General features: G+C 68.6%; 17 protein-coding genes. 11 read left to right on the top strand and 6 right to left on the bottom strand.

Annotated features, from left to right (window positions below; genetic code table 11):
• Nucleotides 1-80 precede the first annotated feature (80 nt).
• Nucleotides 81-1,325, top strand: a complete 1,245-nt coding sequence (locus AC27L4_RS09965; protein ID WP_487141967.1) for a cytochrome P450 — start codon at nucleotides 81-83, stop codon at nucleotides 1,323-1,325.
• A gap of 58 nt (nucleotides 1,326-1,383) precedes the next feature.
• Here the strand turns inward: AC27L4_RS09965 and AC27L4_RS09960 are convergent, their stop codons facing one another.
• Nucleotides 1,384-2,145, bottom strand: coding sequence for an SDR family NAD(P)-dependent oxidoreductase (locus tag AC27L4_RS09960; RefSeq protein WP_487141966.1), 762 nt, complete (start codon nucleotides 2,143-2,145; stop codon nucleotides 1,384-1,386).
• 101 nt (nucleotides 2,146-2,246) lie between these two features.
• On the opposite strand from AC27L4_RS09960, the gene recO reads away from it, so the two are divergent.
• The 3 genes from recO (at nucleotide 2,247) to parC (ending at nucleotide 5,793) form a co-directional block, all read left to right on the top strand.
• Complete coding sequence (recO, locus tag AC27L4_RS09955) at nucleotides 2,247-2,963, top strand: DNA repair protein RecO (protein ID WP_487141965.1); 717 nt, start codon at nucleotides 2,247-2,249, stop codon at nucleotides 2,961-2,963.
• 101 nt (nucleotides 2,964-3,064) lie between these two features.
• Complete coding sequence (locus AC27L4_RS09950) at nucleotides 3,065-3,397, top strand: hypothetical protein (RefSeq protein ID WP_487141964.1); 333 nt, start codon at nucleotides 3,065-3,067, stop codon at nucleotides 3,395-3,397.
• A 155-nt stretch (nucleotides 3,398-3,552) separates the two neighbouring features.
• Nucleotides 3,553-5,793 (top strand): DNA topoisomerase IV subunit A, encoded by a 2,241-nt coding sequence (gene parC, locus AC27L4_RS09945; RefSeq protein WP_487141963.1) that lies wholly within the window; start codon nucleotides 3,553-3,555, stop codon nucleotides 5,791-5,793.
• Between the two features lie 196 nt (nucleotides 5,794-5,989).
• On the opposite strand, the gene AC27L4_RS09940 is transcribed toward parC, so the two are convergent.
• From AC27L4_RS09940 to AC27L4_RS09930, 3 genes are all read right to left on the bottom strand, one after another.
• Nucleotides 5,990-6,739, bottom strand: a complete 750-nt coding sequence (locus AC27L4_RS09940; protein ID WP_487141962.1) for an arginyltransferase — start codon at nucleotides 6,737-6,739, stop codon at nucleotides 5,990-5,992.
• Nucleotides 6,740-6,832: 93 nt separating this feature from the next.
• Nucleotides 6,833-8,170, bottom strand: a complete 1,338-nt coding sequence (locus tag AC27L4_RS09935; protein ID WP_487141961.1) for a branched-chain amino acid ABC transporter permease — start codon at nucleotides 8,168-8,170, stop codon at nucleotides 6,833-6,835.
• A 41-nt stretch (nucleotides 8,171-8,211) separates the two neighbouring features.
• Nucleotides 8,212-8,859: a CGNR zinc finger domain-containing protein gene (locus AC27L4_RS09930; protein ID WP_487141960.1), complete on the bottom strand. Its 648-nt coding sequence runs from the start codon at nucleotides 8,857-8,859 to the stop codon at nucleotides 8,212-8,214.
• A gap of 100 nt (nucleotides 8,860-8,959) precedes the next feature.
• On the opposite strand from AC27L4_RS09930, the gene AC27L4_RS09925 reads away from it, so the two are divergent.
• Together AC27L4_RS09925 and AC27L4_RS09920 are read left to right on the top strand one after the other, a co-directional pair.
• Nucleotides 8,960-10,084: a branched-chain amino acid ABC transporter substrate-binding protein gene (locus AC27L4_RS09925; RefSeq protein ID WP_487141959.1), complete on the top strand. Its 1,125-nt coding sequence runs from the start codon at nucleotides 8,960-8,962 to the stop codon at nucleotides 10,082-10,084.
• Nucleotides 10,085-10,151: 67 nt separating this feature from the next.
• Nucleotides 10,152-10,460, top strand: a complete 309-nt coding sequence (locus tag AC27L4_RS09920; RefSeq protein WP_487141958.1) for an Rdx family protein — start codon at nucleotides 10,152-10,154, stop codon at nucleotides 10,458-10,460.
• A gap of 14 nt (nucleotides 10,461-10,474) precedes the next feature.
• Here AC27L4_RS09920 and hemB read toward each other — a convergent pair whose 3' ends face one another.
• Complete coding sequence (hemB, locus tag AC27L4_RS09915; RefSeq protein ID WP_487141957.1) at nucleotides 10,475-11,521, bottom strand: porphobilinogen synthase; 1,047 nt, start codon at nucleotides 11,519-11,521, stop codon at nucleotides 10,475-10,477.
• A 165-nt stretch (nucleotides 11,522-11,686) separates the two neighbouring features.
• On the opposite strand from hemB, the gene AC27L4_RS09910 reads away from it, so the two are divergent.
• From AC27L4_RS09910 to AC27L4_RS09900, 3 genes are all read left to right on the top strand, one after another.
• Nucleotides 11,687-12,097: a DUF6163 family protein gene (locus tag AC27L4_RS09910; protein WP_487141956.1), complete on the top strand. Its 411-nt coding sequence runs from the start codon at nucleotides 11,687-11,689 to the stop codon at nucleotides 12,095-12,097.
• Nucleotides 12,098-12,539: 442 nt separating this feature from the next.
• Entirely contained in the window at nucleotides 12,540-13,052 is a 513-nt protein-coding gene (gene ldtR / locus AC27L4_RS09905) for a transcriptional regulator LdtR (RefSeq protein ID WP_487141955.1), read from the top strand.
• Between the two features lie 122 nt (nucleotides 13,053-13,174).
• Nucleotides 13,175-13,585, top strand: coding sequence for a DUF3592 domain-containing protein (locus tag AC27L4_RS09900; protein ID WP_487141954.1), 411 nt, complete (start codon nucleotides 13,175-13,177; stop codon nucleotides 13,583-13,585).
• Nucleotides 13,586-13,695: 110 nt separating this feature from the next.
• Here the strand turns inward: AC27L4_RS09900 and AC27L4_RS09895 are convergent, their stop codons facing one another.
• A complete protein-coding gene (locus tag AC27L4_RS09895) occupies nucleotides 13,696-14,280 on the bottom strand; it encodes a hypothetical protein (protein ID WP_487141953.1) in 585 nt (194 codons plus the stop codon).
• A 336-nt stretch (nucleotides 14,281-14,616) separates the two neighbouring features.
• On the opposite strand from AC27L4_RS09895, the gene AC27L4_RS09890 reads away from it, so the two are divergent.
• Nucleotides 14,617-15,864: a L,D-transpeptidase family protein gene (locus AC27L4_RS09890; RefSeq protein ID WP_487141952.1), complete on the top strand. Its 1,248-nt coding sequence runs from the start codon at nucleotides 14,617-14,619 to the stop codon at nucleotides 15,862-15,864.
• 221 nt (nucleotides 15,865-16,085) lie between these two features.
• Entirely contained in the window at nucleotides 16,086-17,378 is a 1,293-nt protein-coding gene (gene glyA, locus AC27L4_RS09885; RefSeq protein ID WP_487141951.1) for a serine hydroxymethyltransferase, read from the top strand.
• The last annotated feature ends 6 nt before the right edge of the window (nucleotides 17,379-17,384 follow it).

Raw genomic sequence — 17,384 nt, 5'->3', positions numbered from 1 at the left:
CGCATGGCGCGGGGGCCGGACCACGCCTTGGCCGGCGATGATCCATCGACTTATCCGCCCCGCCGGCCTATGCAGCTGCCATGCCGCTGCCTGTTTCCCTTGCCATCGACGCCGCCGCCCGCCGGGTCCGCCTCAGCCCGACCGATGCGGGATTCGTCCAGGACCCCTATCCGGCCTATGACGCCATTCGCGCCGCCGCGCCGGTCTTCTTCTGGGAGGATTACGGCTTCTGGTGCTTCAGCGCCCATGACGACGTCGCGGCGCTGTTCCGCGACCGGCGCTTCGGCCGCGACGCGCTGCATGTGGCGACGCGGGCCGAGCTCGGCTGGCCCGAGCCGCCGGCGCATACGGCGCCGTTCTATGCGGTCGAGGCGCATTCCATGCTCGAGCTGGAGCCGCCGGCGCATACGCGGCTGCGCACCCTGGTCAACCGCGCCTTCGTGTCGCGGCAGGTGGAGCGGCTGCGGCCGCGCATCGAGGCGCTGGCGCACGAGCTGATCGACGGCTTCGCGGCGGCCGGCGAGGCGGACCTGATCGAGGCCTTCGCCACGCCCATCCCGGTGACCCTGATCGCCGAGCTCCTGGGCGTGCCGACCGACATGGCGCCGAGCCTGCTCGACTGGTCGCACCGGATGGTGGCGATGTACCAGTTCGGCCGTACCCGCGCCGACGAGGACGCGGCCGTGGCTGCGACGCAGGACTTCGTCGCCTTTCTGCGCGACTATGTCGCACAGCGCCGCTCGCGTCCGGCCGACGACCTGATCAGCCACCTGATCGCAGCCGAAGCGGCGGGCGACCGGCTCAGCGAGGATGAGTTGATCACCACCTGCATCCTGCTGCTCAACGCCGGGCATGAGGCGACGGTGCATGCGATCGGCAACGGGGTGAAGGCCGTCCTGGAGGCGGGGCTCGACCCGGCGACGGTGTTCGCCACCGCGGAGGCGACCGAGGCGGCGGTGGAGGAGCTGCTGCGCTTCGACGCGCCGCTGCATCTGTTCACGCGCTATGCCCTGGAGGATCTGGAGATCGGCGACATCCGCCTCGCCCGCGGCGACAAGGTCGGCCTGATGCTCGGCGCAGCCAACCGCGATCCCAGCCGTTTCCCCGATCCTCATCGGCTCTGGCCGGAGCGCCCGAAGCCGCCGCATGTCAGCTTCGGCGGCGGCATCCATTTCTGCATCGGCGCGCCGCTGGCGCGCCTGGAGCTGCAGGCGGCGCTGCCGGCCCTGTTCGCGCGCCTGCCGGGGCTGCTGCTGGCCGAACGGCCGCGCTACCGCGATGCCTATCATTTCCACGGCCTGGAGGCGCTCCAGGCGAGGTGGTGAGGGGAAAAGTCCCACAGGTCAGCCGCTTGCGGCGACATGCCGACGGATCGATTCCGCCTCACGGCATCAACTGGCCGCCGTTCACGTGCAGGATCTGACCGGTGACGTAGCCGCTCATCGTCGAGGAGGCCAGGAACAGCACCGGGCCGACGCAGTCCTCCGGCGTGCCGATGCGGCCGAGCTGCACGGCCTTGCGCATCACTTCCATGCGCTCGGCCGGCGTGGCGGCGTGGAAGGGCGTGGCGATCACGCCGGGAGCGAGGGCGTTGACGCGGATGCCGCGCGAGGCGAGCTCCTTGGCCATCGAGCGGGTGATGTTGTGGATGTAGGCCTTGGCCGCGGCATAGTGCCCCGAGCCCGGGCCGCCGCCGTCATTGCCGGCGATCGAGCCGACATTGATGATGGTGCCGCCGCCCTGCTCCTCCAGGTAGGGGATCGCGGCCTGCGAGCCTTCGATCACCGCCCTCACATTCAGATTCAAGGCCTTGTCGTAAGTATCGGCGTCGAGCTCGGCGAAGGGCACGCGCCGGATCAGCGAGCCGGCATTGTTGACGAGCACGTCGAGCCGCCCGAGCGCCTGCGCCGCTTCGTCGACGACGCGGCGCGCCTCCCCGGGCCGGCTGAGGTCGCCCTGCACCAGCACCGCCTTGCCGCCCTTGTGCGCGACGGCGTCGGCGACGGCCTGAGCCTCCTCCGCGCCGCTGTTGTAGTGGATGGCGACCGCGGCGCCGTGGCAGGCGAAGCCCTTGGCCAGCGCCGCGCCGATGCCGGAACTGGCGCCGGTGATCAGAACGCCCTTGCCTTCGAGGTCCTTGAGCATGGTTGTCCTCCCTTTGCCGGCATAGTGGCCCCAACGCCGGGCGAGGGGAAGGGCCTCGCTTCAGGCTCCCCTTCGTCGCCGGCCTGCGCTATGTCGGGACCATGGAATGGACCGACGACGGCTTCGTGCTCGGTGTCCGCCGCCACGGCGAGACCAGCGTGATCCTGGAAGCGATGACGCGCGACCATGGCCGCCATCTCGGCGTCGTGCGCGGCGGGCGCTCGCGGACCATGCAGCCCGTCCTGCAGCCGGGCAATGCGGTGCGGCTCGTCTGGCGGGCTCGCATCGACGAGCATCTCGGCCACTACGCCGTGGAAGGGCTGACGCTGCACGCCGCCCGTTTCCTGTCCTCGCGGCTGGCGCTCTATGCGGTGACCCATGTCGCCGCGCTGGTGCGCCTGCTGCCCGAGCGCGATCCGCATCCGGCGCTGCACGAGGCGCTGGAGGAGATGATGGGGCTTCTGGCGGACGAGGCCCTGGCTCCGGCCCTGGTGGCTCGGCTCGAACTGGAGATGCTGGGCGAACTCGGCTTCGGGCTGGATCTGTCGGCCTGCGCCGTCACCGGCTCGACGCAGGAGCTCGTCTATGTCTCGCCGCGCTCCGGCCGGGCGGTGAGCCGGACCGCCGGCGCGGCCTGGGGCGACCGGCTGCTGCCGTTGCCCGCCTTCCTGCGCGGCATGGGCGAGCCGCGGCCGGGCGACGTCGCCGGGGCCTACCGCCTAACCGGCCATTTCCTGCAGCGCGACGTGTTCGGCCCGCGCGGGCTGGACATGCCGGCGGGCCGGCAGGCGCTGATCGCCGCGGCGGAGAAGGGCTGAGAGCCGACCCGGTAGTCGCCGGAGCAGGCTCCGAGGCACGGGCGGCAAGGAACTGTTTACCCTTTCGGAGCAGATTCCTTGCACCCGTGGGGAGAATCAGCATGTCCCGCCGCCTCGTCCTCGCCGCGCTGCTGCTGGCCACCGTGCCGGCCGCGGCCGCCGACCTGCCCGCTGCGGGCAGCGGCGACGATGCGGGGGCGTATGGCGAAGACTTCGAGGCCTGGCGCCGCCGGGGCCGGGGCGCGGAATACGACCCCTGCCTGGCGGAATGGCGCCGGCTCAACCCGCCCGGCGCGCCGATCCGCGCCACCAACTCGCTGTGCGATCCCAGCTATGTCGGTTCCGGCTACGGCCTGGCGCGGCCGAGCTATTACGGCACGCTGCCGCGCCTCGGCCACAACGCTTTCGGCTGGACCGGCCCGGAGGGACCCTGAGCGGCTTCGCGGCGACCGAACCTGTATTTCAATGCCAATCCGGTGCCGCCCCGATCCGTGCGGCGCAACCCGGTTCGGGAGAGTCCGCCTGGCGGCATGGCAGGGCGTGGCCACATCCCCTTGCCCCGATCCGGCTTTTTCCGTAAGCCGCTGCCATGGATGAGGCTGAATCTCCCCCGTCTGGCGGCAATATCGAGAGCGTCAACCTGCGCGAGGCGCTGGAAGAGCGCTATCTCGCCTATGCGCTCTCGACCATCATGCACCGGGCGCTGCCGGATGCGCGCGACGGCCTGAAGCCGGTGCACCGGCGCATCCTGTACGGGATGCAGCTGCTGCGGCTCGATCCGACGGCCGCCTTCAAGAAATGCGCCAAGATCGTCGGCGACGTGATGGGCTCGTTCCATCCGCACGGCGACCAGGCGATCTACGACGCGCTGGTGCGCCTCGCGCAGGATTTCTCGACGCGCTACCCGCTGGTCGACGGCCAGGGCAATTTCGGCAACATCGACGGCGACAACCCGGCGGCCTACCGCTACACCGAAGCCAGGATGACGGCCGTCTCCGGCCTGATCCTGGAAGGGATCGACGAGGACGCCGTCGACTTCCGCCCGAACTATGACGGCCAGACCCGCGAGCCGTCGGTGCTGCCGGGCGCCTTCCCCAACCTGCTCGCCAACGGCTCGCAGGGCATCGCCGTCGGCATGGCGACCTCGATCCCGCCGCAGAACGCCTATGAGCTGTGCCAGGCGGCGCTGCACCTGATCGAGAACCCGAAGGCCTCCACCGCCGACCTCATGCGCTTCGTGCAGGGGCCGGACTTTCCGACCGGCGGTATCGTCATCGACACGCCCGCCTCGATCGAGGAGAGCTACGCGACCGGCCGCGGCGGCTTCCGCGTGAGGGCGCGCTGGCACAAGGAGGACCTCGGCCGCGGCACCTGGGTGGTGGTCGTTACCGAAATCCCCTACCTCGTGCAGAAGAGCCGCCTGATCGAGAAGCTGGCCGAGCTGCTCAACGAGCGCAAGCTGCCGCTGGTCGCCGACGTGCGCGACGAGTCGGCCGAGGACGTGCGCGTCGTCATCGAGCCGAAGTCGCGCAATGTCGACGAGGCGGTGATGATGGAGAGCCTGTTCAAGCTCTCCGAGCTGGAAAGCCGCATCCCGCTCAACATGAACGTGCTGGTCGGCGGCACGGTGCCGCGGGTGCTCTCGCTCGGCGAGGCGCTGCGGCAATGGCTCGACCATCGCCGCGAGGTGCTGCAGCGCCGCTCCCGCCACCGCCTCGCCGCGATCGAGAAGCGGCTGGAGGTGCTGGCCGGCTACATCATCGCCTATCTCAACCTCGACGAGGTGATCCGCATCATCCGCTACGAGGACGAGCCCAAGGCCGAATTGATGAAGGCCTTCGAGCTCACCGAGAACCAGGCCGAGGCCATCCTCAACATGCGGCTGCGCAATCTGCGCAAGCTGGAGGAGATGGAGCTGCGGCGCGAGCACGATGCGCTCTCCAAGGAGAAGGACGACATCGAGAAGCTGCTGGCCTCCGAGGCCAGGCAGTGGAAGACCGTCGCCTGGCAGGTCGGCGAGATCGCCAAGGCCTACGGGCCGGAGACGAAGCTCGGCAAGCGCCGCACCACCATCGATGCCTCCAAGGCCGGCTCGATCGACCTTGCCACCGTGACGGAGGCCATGGTCGAGCGCGAGCCCGTCACCGTCGTGGTGTCGGAGAAGGGCTGGATCCGGGCGATGAAGGGCCATCTGGCCGACCTGTCGACCCTGTCCTTCAAGGGCGACGACCGGCTGAAGCTGTCCTTCTTCACCGAGACGACGGCACGTCTCCTGGTGTTCGCCACCAACGGCAAGGCCTACACGCTGGAGGCTTCCAAGCTGCCGGGCGGGCGCAGCGGCGGCGAGCCGATCCGCCTGATGGTCGATCTCGACGAGGGCGCGGACGTGGTCAGCGTCTTCCCCTATGCCGGCGGCCGCAAGTTCCTGGTGGCGGCGACGGATGGGCGCGGCTTCGTCGTGCCCGAGGACGAACTGCTGGCCAACACCCGCAAGGGCAAGGCGGTGCTCAACGTCGATCCGCCGGCCGAGGCGCGGCTGATCGTGCCGGCCCAGGGAGACACGGTGGCGGTGATCGGCGAGAACCGCAAGCTGGTGGTGTTCCCGCTGCACCAGGTGCCGGAAATGGCGCGCGGGCGCGGCGTCCGCCTGCAGAAGTACAAGGACGGCGGCCTCTCCGACGCCCGGGTGTTCACGCTGGCCCAGGGCCTGACCTGGACCGACACCTCCGGCCGCACCTGGACGGTGACCGAGCTGACCGACTGGAAGGGCAATCGCGCCGACGCCGGCCGCCTGCCGCCGAAGGGCTTCCCGAAGAACAACCGGTTCTAGAGCAAAGCGCGTTTTGATGGAAACGCGCTTTGCTCCAACTCCTTGTTTCGACGCGTCTTTGCGACTTGACGCGATTCCGTCAACTCGCAAAACGCTTTAGGGACGGGGAAGGGCGCCTGACCGTTTCGCGGGCGACGCGCCCGAGAGGGCGGCGCCTTGCCCGCCACCGGCTCCCGGCCGCGGCGACAGCCCGCGCCTACTTCTCCACCCGGTCCCAGCCCTTCGGGCCCAGGCGTTCCTGCGGGAGGAAGCGGGCCTTGTAGGCCATCTTCTTCGAGCCATCGACCCAGTAGCCGAGATAGACATAGGGCAGGTCCATGGCCTGCGCCCGGCGGATGTGGTCGAGGATCATGAAGGTGCCGATGCTGCGATCGGCCTCGCCCGGCTCGTAGAAGGAGTAGACCATCGACAGGCCGTCGGCGAGGATGTCGGTCAGCGAGACGGCGATCAGCGGGCCTTCGCCACGCCGGTTCAGCGCCAAGTCGGCCCCGGAGAGGCGGTATTCGATCAGGCGGCTGGTGACGTGCGTGTCCTCGACCATCATGGCGTAGTCGAGCACGGTCATGTCGGCCATGCCGCCATCGGCGTGGCGGGCGTCGAGATAGGCGCGGAAGGTGGAATATTGCTCGGAGGTCGGCGTCGCCGCCCGCATCTCCGATATCACGTCGGCGTTGTCGCGCAGGGTGCGGCGGAAGGTCCGGCCCCAGGCGAAGTCCGCCACCGGCACCCGCACCGATACGCAGGCCCGGCAGCTCTCGCAGGCGGGCCGGTAGGCGATGGTCTGCGAGCGCCGGAAGCCGCCATGGGTGAGCAGGTCGTTGAGCCGCACCGCCCGCTCGCCGACCAGATGGGTGAAAACCTTCCGTTCCTGCTTGCCCTTGATGTAGGGGCAGGGCGTCGGCGCAGTCAGGTAAAACTGCGGAGAGTCGCGGATCTCGATGCTCAACAACAGCCTCCGCCGATGACGCGCAAAGCTACCACCGCTGGCCCTGCGCCGGAAGATGGAACGTGGTCGCCGGCCGTGCCGTCTCACCCCTTTCTAGGCCTGGCGCGACCGGTCCTCGCCCAGGCCGAAAATGCCTTGCGGCCTTAGCGCCAGCACCAGGGAGAGCAGGCAGAGCACGGCGAGGTCGCGCTGCTCGATCGGCAGGTAGGCCGACCAGAGCGCCTCGAACAGGCCGATGGCGAGGCCGCCGAGCAGGGCGCCGCCGATCGAGCCGATGCCGCCGACCACCGCGGCCACCAGCGCCTTGAGCCCGATCATCGTGCCCGAGGCAAAGCCGGCGCCGCCGTAATAGACGGTCATGATGAAACCGCCGGCGCCGGCCAGGGCCGTGGCCAGCACGAAGGTCTGGCCGAGCACGGCCCTGGGCGAAATGCCGAGAAGGCCGGCCATGCCCGCGTCGTCGGCCGTGGCGCGCCAGCGGCGGCCGAACCCGCTGAAGCGCATGGCCATGACCAGCACCAGAGCCAGCGCGCCGGCGATCGCGGCGACGATCAGCTGCATCGGCGTGGCGGTGGCCGTGAAGCCCGGAGCGCCGGCCAGCGCGATGGCGGCGGTGAGCAGGGGCGGGACCCAGCGGCTCTGGGCGCCCTGGGTGAGGAGCATGTAGTCCTGCAGCACGATGGCGAGCGCCAGCGTCGCCACCAGGATGCTCTGGCCGCGGCCGAAGGCGAGAGGGGTGAAGACCAGCCGTTCGATCACCCAGCCGTGCAGGGCGGCCACGCCGACGCCGACGACGGCGGCCGCCGCGAGGCCGACGGCGATCGATGCGATGCCGGACTGGGTGACGAGCAGCGCGCCGATCACCGCGCCATAGGCCCCGAGCGCCGCCAGCTCGCCGAAGGCGAGGTTGATGCGCCCGACCAGCCCGTAGACCAGGGCGTAGGCCGTGGCGATCAGCATCATCATCGCCGTGTTCGGCAGGCTGTTGGCGAGCGCCTGGATCAGATAGGCGAGGGCGGTCGGAACGAGGATGAGCGGCGTGGCCGACAGGCCCGGGCCCGGGTCGGCCGCGGTGGCCAGCGCCGTCTTCTGCAGCCAGTAGCGGTTGAGGATGTACAGCTTGATCGGCGAGTAGGGGCCGGCCTCGGTGGCGAAGCGGGCCAGCGTGTTGCGGTCGAGGGCGAAGCCGTCGCCGGCGAAGCCGCACAGGACGAAGCGCCGCCGTTCGGCGCCGCCCTCGGCGACGCGGTAGTCGAGCCGGATCGCGTAGGGCGCCGGCGCCGGGTCGATGCGCAGCAGCGTGATCGCCGTCGCATCGGGGTTGACCGCCGGCAGGGCCTGGCGGCAGACGCGGACCTGGTCGCCGTCGAGCACCATGCTGCAGCCACCCAGCATCAGGACGAGGATCAGGCAGGCGAGGCGGCGCAGCATGCAACCCGATAGCATCGGAGGGCGGGGGCGGCGAGGGGCGGTCAGTCCACGGCCTCGGCTTTCGGCCGCGTCCGCGTCCGTTCCCGCAATGCCCGCTGCTTGGCCCGGTTGCCGCAGACCTCCATCTCGCACCAGCGGCGGCCCTTGTTCTTGGTGACGTCGAAGAACAGCCAGCCGCAATGCTCGCCCTGGCACTGCTTGACGCGCGACAGGTCGGATCGGGTGAGAAGCGTCAGGACCGACAGGGCGATCGGCCCGAGGATCGCCTCGACCGGGGCGTCGGCCACGGCCCAGGTCCAGGCGAAGCCGCCGCGGCGCGGCGCCAGCCTGGCGCGCGCCAGGCTGGCGGCATGGGCGGCGGTGAGCGCGTCGCGATCCGCCGGCGTCGGCTCGCGGCCCGACCAGATGGCCACTCCCGTCCGGTGGATCGCCTCGCGCAGGGCGAGCGAGCGCTCGAGCAGGCGCCCGGCGAGGCCGGCGTCGGCCGCGACCATTCGCGCCGCCGCCTCGCCGTCGGCCGGGGAGAGGATGCCGGCATGGCGCGCCCAGGCGATGACGTCGGCGGCGCTGCGCAGATGCTCCTGCTGCGTCTCGTCGCCCCGCGCCGAGGCGGTGTTGGTGAAGTCGAAGGCGATCTCGCTGCCGATCAGCGGCAGGGAGCCGGCACGCGAGGGGGCTGCCTGTGTCATGGGTGCGCTACGCCAGCCATCAAAAAGCCAATTGCCGGTCATTGAGTAGCTCAAGGTCCTGTCCTTGCAAACCGCCAATTCCATCTATGGGGGTTATTTGATGTCTCTGCGTGATATCGCGGCGGGCATTGCCGTCGCGCTTGGCCTGGTGTTCGGCGCGGCCGGTGGCGCCGATGCGCAGATCAGGATGGGGGTTGCCGGCCCGATGACCGGTCCCAGTGCGGCCTTCGGCGCCCAGCTCAGGACCGGCGCCGAGCAGGCCGTGGCCGACGTCAATACCGAAGGCGGCATCCTCGGTCGCAAGATCGTGCTGGAGACAGGCGACGACGCCTTCGACCCGAAGCAGGGCCTGTCGGTCGCCAGGAAATTCGTCGGCGACCATGTCACCCTGGTGGTCGGCCACTTCAACTCCGGCGTCACCATCCCGGCCTCCGATGTCTATGCCAAGCACGGTATCCTCCTGGTCACTCCGGCCTCGACCAATCCGTTCGTCACGGAGCGCGGCTTGTGGAACGCCTTCCGCACCTGCAGCCGCGACGACCAGCAGGGCCGGGTATGGGCGGACTATGCGATCGCGCATTTCAAGGACAAGAAGATCGCGGTGGTTCACGACAAGACCCCGTATGGCGAGGGCATCGCCGCCGCTGCCAGGTGGTCCCTTCGCGCCGCGGGCGTGAAGGAGGTGCTGTATGCGGGCGTCGCCCCCGGCGGGAAGGACTATTCGGCGCTGGTCTCGAAGATCAAGGCGTCGGGCGCCGACCTCCTGATGTGGGGCGGCCTTTCCACCGAAGGCGGCCTGATCGTCCGCCAGATGCGCGACAGGTGCCTCGAGACGGTGATGATGTCGGGCGACGGCATCACCTCCGACACGTTCGCCACCGTCGGCGGCGACGGCGTCGTCGGCACGCTGATGTCCTTCGGCCCCGATCCGCGCAGGAACCCGGCGGCGGCCGAGGTGGTCAAGGCCTTCGAGGCCAGGGGGATCGACCCCGAGGGCTACACGCTCTACGCCTACGCCGCGGTGCAGGTCATGGCGCAGGCCGCCGAGGCGGCCAAGTCGACCAATCCCAGGCTGCTGGCCAGAGCCATGCATTCGGGCAAGGTGTTCAAGACCGTGCTGGGCGATATCGCCTATGACAGGAAGGGTGACCGCACGACGGCGGACTACGTGATGTACACGTGGAGGAAGCTGCCGGACGGCAGGGTGACCTATTCCGTCGACTGAAGCCCGGCCACGCTTGCCGGCAAGGCGGGCGAGAGCCTATGCGTGCCGCGATCAGGGAGACGGGATCATGACCGAGCCGGCCGGCAAGCCTCGCATCGCCATCATTTATTGCTGCCAATGCCAGTGGCTGCTGCGCTCGGCCTGGATGGCGCAGGAACTGCTCTCCACCTTCGCCGGCGACCTCGGCGAGGTGGCGCTCGTCCCCGCCACCGGCGGGGCCTTCCGCATCGACTATGACGGCGAGACGATCTGGGAGCGCAAGCGCGACGGCGGCTTCCCGGATTCGAAGGCGCTGAAGCAACTGGTGCGCGACCGGCTCGATCCCGGCCGCGACCTCGGCCATATCGACCGGCCGAGGTCCGCGCCGGAGGCGTGAGGCGGCGGCTGCCGTCAGCCCTTCTTCAGGAGCTCGGCCATCCTCGGGGCGAAATAGGTCAGGATGCCGTCGGCCCCGGCGCGCTTGAAGGCGTGCAGGCTCTCGACCATCGCCTTCTCGCCGTCGAGCCAGCCGTTCCGCGCCGCGGCCATGATCATCGAATATTCGCCCGACACCTGGTAGGCGAAGGTCGGCCGGCCGAAGGTGCTCTTCAGCCGGGCGACGATGTCGAGATAGGGCAGGCCGGGCTTGACCATGATCATGTCGGCGCCCTCGGCCAGATCCAGCTCGGCCTCGCGGACCGCCTCGTCGGAATTGGCATAGTCCATCTGGTAGGTACGCTTGTCGCCCTTCAGCGTGCCCGACGAGCCTACCGCCTCGCGGAACGGGCCGTAGAAGGCCGAGGCGTATTTGGCGGTGTAGGCCATGATCTGCACGTCGGCATGGCCGGCGGCGTCGAGGGCCTCGCGGATTGCGCCGACGCGCCCGTCCATCATGTCCGAGGGCGCGACGATGTCGGCGCCGGCCGCGGCCTGGGTCAGGGCCTGGCGCACCAGCACCGCCACGGTCTCGTCGTTGAGGATGACGCCCTCGTGCAGCAGGCCGTCATGGCCGTGCGAGGTGTAGGGGTCGAGCGCGACATCGGTGAGCAGGCCGATCTCCGGCACCGCCGCCTTGATCGCCCGGCAGGCCTTGCAGACCAGGTTCTGGGCGTTCAGCGCCTCGCTGCCGGTGGCGTCGCGCAGGGCCGGGTCGGTATAGGGGAAGACCGCCAGCACCGGGATGCCGAGCCCGGCCGCCCGCTCGGCCTCGGCCACGGCCATGTCGACGGTCAGCCGGTCGACGCCGGGCATGGCGCCGACCGGGATGCGTTCGCTGCCCTCGGTCAGGAAGATCGGCCAGATCAGGTCGTCGGCGGTGAGCACGGTCTCGCGTACCAGCCGGCGGGCCCATTCGGACTTGCGATTGCGGCGCGGGCGCTCGGTCAGGGACAGGCGGTGGGTCTCGGCATGGCTCGACTTCGCGTCGGGGCGTTCGAAGGGAGTGATGCGCGAGACCATGCCGTCCTCATGACTTTCCGGAGTTCCAAGCTTAGCATATTCGAACTGTTCCAGACATGCAGCCAACTCGCATGCGCAGCGGTGTCGCACGGCACGGCGCGGCTTTTGCAACCGGGCCCGGCCTCGTCCTATGTGGGAGCGCGTTACCCAGCCGGAGGATTCGCCATGACCGAGACAGAGAGCGAGAATGGCGGCGGTATTCCCTTCGGCGAATATCTCGTCTGGTTCATGCGAGCCCTGGCGGTGCTGTGGCTGGCCAAGGGGCTGATGCACTGGTCGATCGTGCTCGGCATCGGCGAGGGCGAGCAGACGCTGTTCCTGGGCATGCCGACCATGACGCGGGCCGCCACGGTGTTCTTCGCCGTGTTCGACCTGGTCGCCGCGGTCGGGCTGTGGATGGCCTCGGCCTGGGGCGGCGTGATCTGGCTGATCGCCGCCCTGGCGCATCTGCTGATCGACCTCCTGATGCCGGACGTGTTCGGGCCGCAGCGCGCTTTCGCCGTGGTGGTCGCCGTGCTGGTGGCGGTTTATCTTGGGCTGACCTATCTGGCCTCGCGCGCCGAGACGACGGACTGACCGGCCGGGCAGGCCGCCACGTCAACACAATTTGCCGCTATCCCGCTCGTCGCGGCTTCGCGGCGGGCGGGGCGCGCCGGTCCGGCGTGGCTCGCGGGCCGGCGCCTCCGGCGCCTTCGATGCCCCGGGCAGGGTCGTTGCGCCGCTGTCGCGTCGGCCTTGTCCCGCTGCCGGGTCGTTGCGGCCATCTCCTTGGCGCATCGACGGTTTTCCGGGTGGTCCCCGGCCCCGTCACGGCGCGGGATATTCGGCATTTGAAGCAATCCGGGCCGATTTTGTTAAGCTGAATCGAATCTTTCCGGTACTTTTGATTCACCTAGAAAAATATACCTTGTGTTCATCTTGAGATTTAAGCGGCTTTTTATAACATGTCGATATGATGCTTCCATCGTAACGCGGAAACAGGGCCGCGGACACAAAATAGTAAAAGAAGGCGTCGGACATGAACACAGTGAAGAAGGTTGCAGAGCAGTCGGATCGACAGGTGAAGCTCGGAGAAGTTCGTCCCCTCTACTTGGAGTCTCTCCACCTGGTCGAGCGCCTGCATCGCCGGCTGCTCGATGTCATCAAGGACGAATTCGATCGCCGCAGCCGCTCCGACATCAACGCGGTGCAGGCGCTCCTGCTCTACAATATCGGCGACAGCGAGTTGACCGCCGGTGAACTGCGCACCCGCGGCTATTACCTCGGCTCCAACGTCTCCTACAACCTGAAGAAGCTGGTGGAGATGGGCTTCCTGCACCACGCCCGTTCGCGCATGGACCGGCGCTCGGTGCGCATCAGCCTCACCGACAAGGGCGCCGAGGTGCACAAGATCATCCAGGACCTCTATGACAAGCACATCCTGTCGATCGAGACGGTCGGCGGCGTCGGCTCGGAGGATTTCCGCCGCATGAACCTGGCGCTCGTCCGCCTGGAGCGCTTCTGGACCGACCAGATCCGCTATCGGCTCTAATGTCAGCCCGCCCGAAACCCCGGCGACCGCAAGGTCGCCGGGGTTTCGCCTGTGCGGCGGCTTCCGCTTGCCGCGGGGCGCCGCTATAGAGGCGGCCCAGGACGATATCGGGCCGCGATACCATGCCGACCTTCTCTCGCGTGCGCGGGCCTCGGGCCCTCGGCATCATCGGACGGGTGTTCTCTGTGCTCGGCATTGCCGGGCTGGTCCTCGCCGGGGCGCTGGCGGCCACGGAACTGCGCAGCAGCCGCACCGCGAGCGCTTCCGGCACCCTGATCGACGCCGGCGACCGGCCGCGCGTCTCCTTCACCACGGAGAAGGGCGAGGTGGTGCGCTTCACCAGCCTGGTGCGCAGCTTGTTCTTCCACCAGGGGGACGCGGTCAGTGTCGTCTATGATCCGTTGAGGCCGACCGACGCCGTCATCGACGGCCTGCACGGACGCTGGTTCTTCGCCGGGCTGGCCGGCGCCCTCGGCGGCGTCTTCCTTCTCGTCGGCGTCGGCCTGCGCTTCGCCGGCAGGCGCGGCGGCTGACCAGCCCCAGCTGGAACAAAGCGCGTTTCGGTGGAAACGCGCTTTGTTCGAACGCCTTGTTTCGACGCGCCCTTGCGGCTTGACGCGGTTCCGTCAAATCGCAAGACGCTTCAGGTCACGGTATAGAACAGGCGCGCGATCCAGGAGATCTGGTAGATCAGGCTGCTGATGACGAAGGCGGCGTGGAAGCGCCGGTTCGGCGTCCAGATCGCCACGGCGCAGAGGATGATATAGGCGGGCAGGCGGATCAGGTACTCGTCACCGAACAAGGCAGTATGCGCCCGGCCCTTCAGCAGCGTGTCGATGAAGTCGAACAGATAGGTCAGCGCCAGGATGGAGAAGAACCATTTGCGGCGCGAGATGAAGAAATCCTCGTAGCCGGTATACTCTGCGATGTTGTCGGGGAACAGCAGCGTGCAGAGCAGGAACAGCAGGATGATGTAGACGATCAGGAAGGCGTAGACCGGGAAGGTCCAATAGCTCAGCTGGTAGAGCGCGAATTCCCACCACCAGAAATGAAGCAGCGTCAGCAGGATCGAGGCCACCCAGGCCAGGTGCACGGGATAGACCGGCTGCTGGCCCGGATGCTGGACGAAGCGCGCCACGCCGGTCAGCAGGCGTGAGATGCTGAGGCCGAGAAGGATGCCCAGGACCACGCGGATGTGCAGGAAGAGCTCGGTTGCGTGCGGCTGCATCGATCGGGACCTCCTTCGCCTGCTGCAGGACAGCCTCGATACCATTTGGCGTCGGCCCTGAGCGTTGCCTTTCGGCAACGGTGTGGCCGAACTCCTGCCGACAGGGCAGGGGAGACAGTGCCTCGTCCAGTTTTTGCCGCGATCTCCGCCGATCCTGATGAGGCCCGAGGCGCTGCGATCACGATGCTGCGAGCGCGAAAGGCGCGGGATGTTCGCTTGTTGTTCGTTAACCACGCGCGTGCTAGTCGGCACGGAGCCGAAGGCTTTGGCTTTTCGCGTGGGACGGCACCAGCCGCGTTCCGATCAACCGCGACCGACCGTAGGAACCGATCGACCATGTCCGAGATTTCACGCCGCACCCTCCTGACCGGACTGGCGGCCGGGGCCGCCGGGGCGGCATTCGCGCGCGGAGCGCTGGCGCAGGACGTCGGCCTCGGACAGATGGAGATGCGCGAGCGCTATGACAGCGCCGCCCGGTCGATCTCGGTGGCCAAGAGCGCCTCGCCGACCTTCTCGCCCTACACGGTGCAGGCGACCGAGAACGCCATCCAGCAATATGCCGACATCGCCGCCCGCGGCGGCTGGCAGCCGGTGAGCGGCAAGGGACGGCTCAAGCTCGGCTCGCGCTCGCCCGACGTGGTGGCGCTGCGTCAGCGCCTGATCGTCACCGGCGATCTTGCCCCCTCGCTCGCCGGCTCGGACACGTTCGACAGCTATGTCGACGGCGCCGTCCGCCGCTTCCAGGCCCGCCACGGCATCCTGCCCAGCGGCGTCATCGGACCGACGTCCCGCGCCGCCATGGCGATCCCCGTCGAGGTCCGCCAGAAGCAGCTCGACCTCAACCTGGTGCGGCTGCGCGCCATGGGCGGCAACCTCGGTTCCCGCTACATCATGATGAACATCCCGGCCACCGAGCTCGAGGCCGTCAACAACGGGGTGGTCGAATCCCGCCACAACACCGTCATCGGCAAGCCGGACCGCCAGTCGCCGGTGATGTCGACCTATGTGCAGAACATCAACTTCAACCCGTTCTGGACGGTGCCGCTCTCGATCATCAAGAAGGATCTGATCCCGAAGATGCAGTCGGAGCCGAACTACCTGCGCGATCACCACATCCGCATCTTCACGCCGACCGGCGAGGAGATCCAGTCCGAGCAGGTGAACTGGAACACCGACGAGGCGACGCGCATGCGCTTCCGCCAGGATCCCGGCTTCGGCAACTCGCTCGGCACGGTGCGCATCAACATCGCCAACGAGTATGGCGTCTACATGCACGACACGCCCTACAAGTCGGTGTTCGGCTCGGAGTTCCGCTTCGACTCCTCCGGCTGCGCCCGCGTGCAGAACGTGCGCGATCTCGTTGCCTGGATCCTGCAGGGCACGCCCTACACCCGCGACAAGATCGACGAGGTCATCCGCTCCGGCGCCCGCCAGGACGCCCAGCCGGTGCAGAAGCTGCCGACCTACTGGACCTACATCACCGCTTGGGCCACCCCCGAGGGCATGGTCCAGTTCCGCGACGACGTCTACGACAAGGACGGCTACCAGTCGCTGTCGGTGGTGACCAAGACCGACGAAGGCTGAGAGCTGGCCGCTGCGCCTGCAAGGATTCCCGAAGGCCCGCCCGCATCGGCGGGCCTTCGCCGTCCAGGCGTCGCGCCGCGGACAGGGCGCGACGTTGTGCACCTTTCCGCGCGGGGGCGCGTCATGCTATCGCCGCATGGGTTGCATGCGTCCTCGTCGTGGGGGAGGGGACCGCATCGCCCGATCCCGCGCGCCTGATCCCCCCGGAGGCCTTCCCGCCCATGCCCAGCGCCACCGCCGCCCTGTCGAACAGCTTCTTCGCCGCGCCGCTGAGCGCCGCCGACCCGGAGATCGCCAAGGCGATCGACCTCGAGCTCGGCCGGCTGCGCGACCATATCGAGCTGATCGCCTCGGAGAACATCGTGTCCGGCGCCGTGCTGGAGGCGCAGGGCTCGATCATGACCAACAAATATGCCGAGGGTTATCCGGGCAAGCGCTACTATGGCGGCTGCGAGTTCGTCGACATCGCCGAGAAGCTGGCGATCGAGCGGGTCTGCAAGCTGTTCGACTGCAAGTTCGCCAACGTCCAGCCCAATTCCGGCAGCCAGGCCAACCAGGGCGTGTTCCTGGCGCTGATGAAGCCGGGCGAGACCTTCATGGGCCTCAACCTCAACGCCGGCGGCCATCTCACCCACGGCTCGGCCGTCAACATGTCGGGCCGCTGGTTCAACGTCGTGCCCTACACCGTGCGTCCGGACGACCAGCGCGTCGACATGGACGAGGTCGAGCGCCTCGCCCACGAGCACAAGCCGAAGATCATCATCGCCGGCGGCTCGGGCTATTCGCGCCATTGGGACTTCGCCCGCTTCCGCCAGATCGCCGATGCGGTCGGGGCCTATTTCGTCGTCGACATGGCCCATTTCGCCGGGCTCGTGGCGGGCGGCGCCCATCCCTCGCCGTTCCCGCACGCGCATGTGGCGACCTCGACCACCCACAAGACCCTGCGCGGCCCGCGCGGCGGCCTGATCCTGACCAATGACGAGGAACTGGCCAAGAAGATCAACTCGGCCGTGTTCCCCGGCCTGCAGGGCGGCCCGCTGATGCACGTGATCGCCGCCAAGGCCGTGGCCTTCGGCGAGGCGCTGCGGCCCGAGTTCAAGCGCTACGCCGCGGACGTGGTGGAGAACGCCAAGGCGCTCGCCGCCAACCTCAAGGCCAACGGCTTCGACATCGTCACCGGCGGCACCGACAACCACCTGATGCTGGTGGATCTGCGTCCGAAGGGCCTGACCGGCAACATCGCCGAGAAGGCCCTGGAGCGGGCGCACATCACCTGCAACAAGAACGGCATCCCCTACGACCCGCAGAAGCCGATGGTGACCTCCGGCGTGCGCCTGGGCAGCCCGGCGGCGACCTCGCGCGGCTTCGGCGTCAAGGAGTTCCAGGCCGTCGGCGACTTCATCACCGAGGCGCTGGAAGGCCTGGCCAAGAACGGCCCGGACGGCAACGGCGCGGTCGAGGCGTCGGTGCGCGGCAAGGTCAACGCCCTGACGGCGCGCTTCCCGATTTACTGAGTCGGG

Source organism: Labrys sp. Lb11, from assembly GCF_057554225.1.
This window is presented reverse-complemented; position numbering and strand designations above follow the sequence as displayed.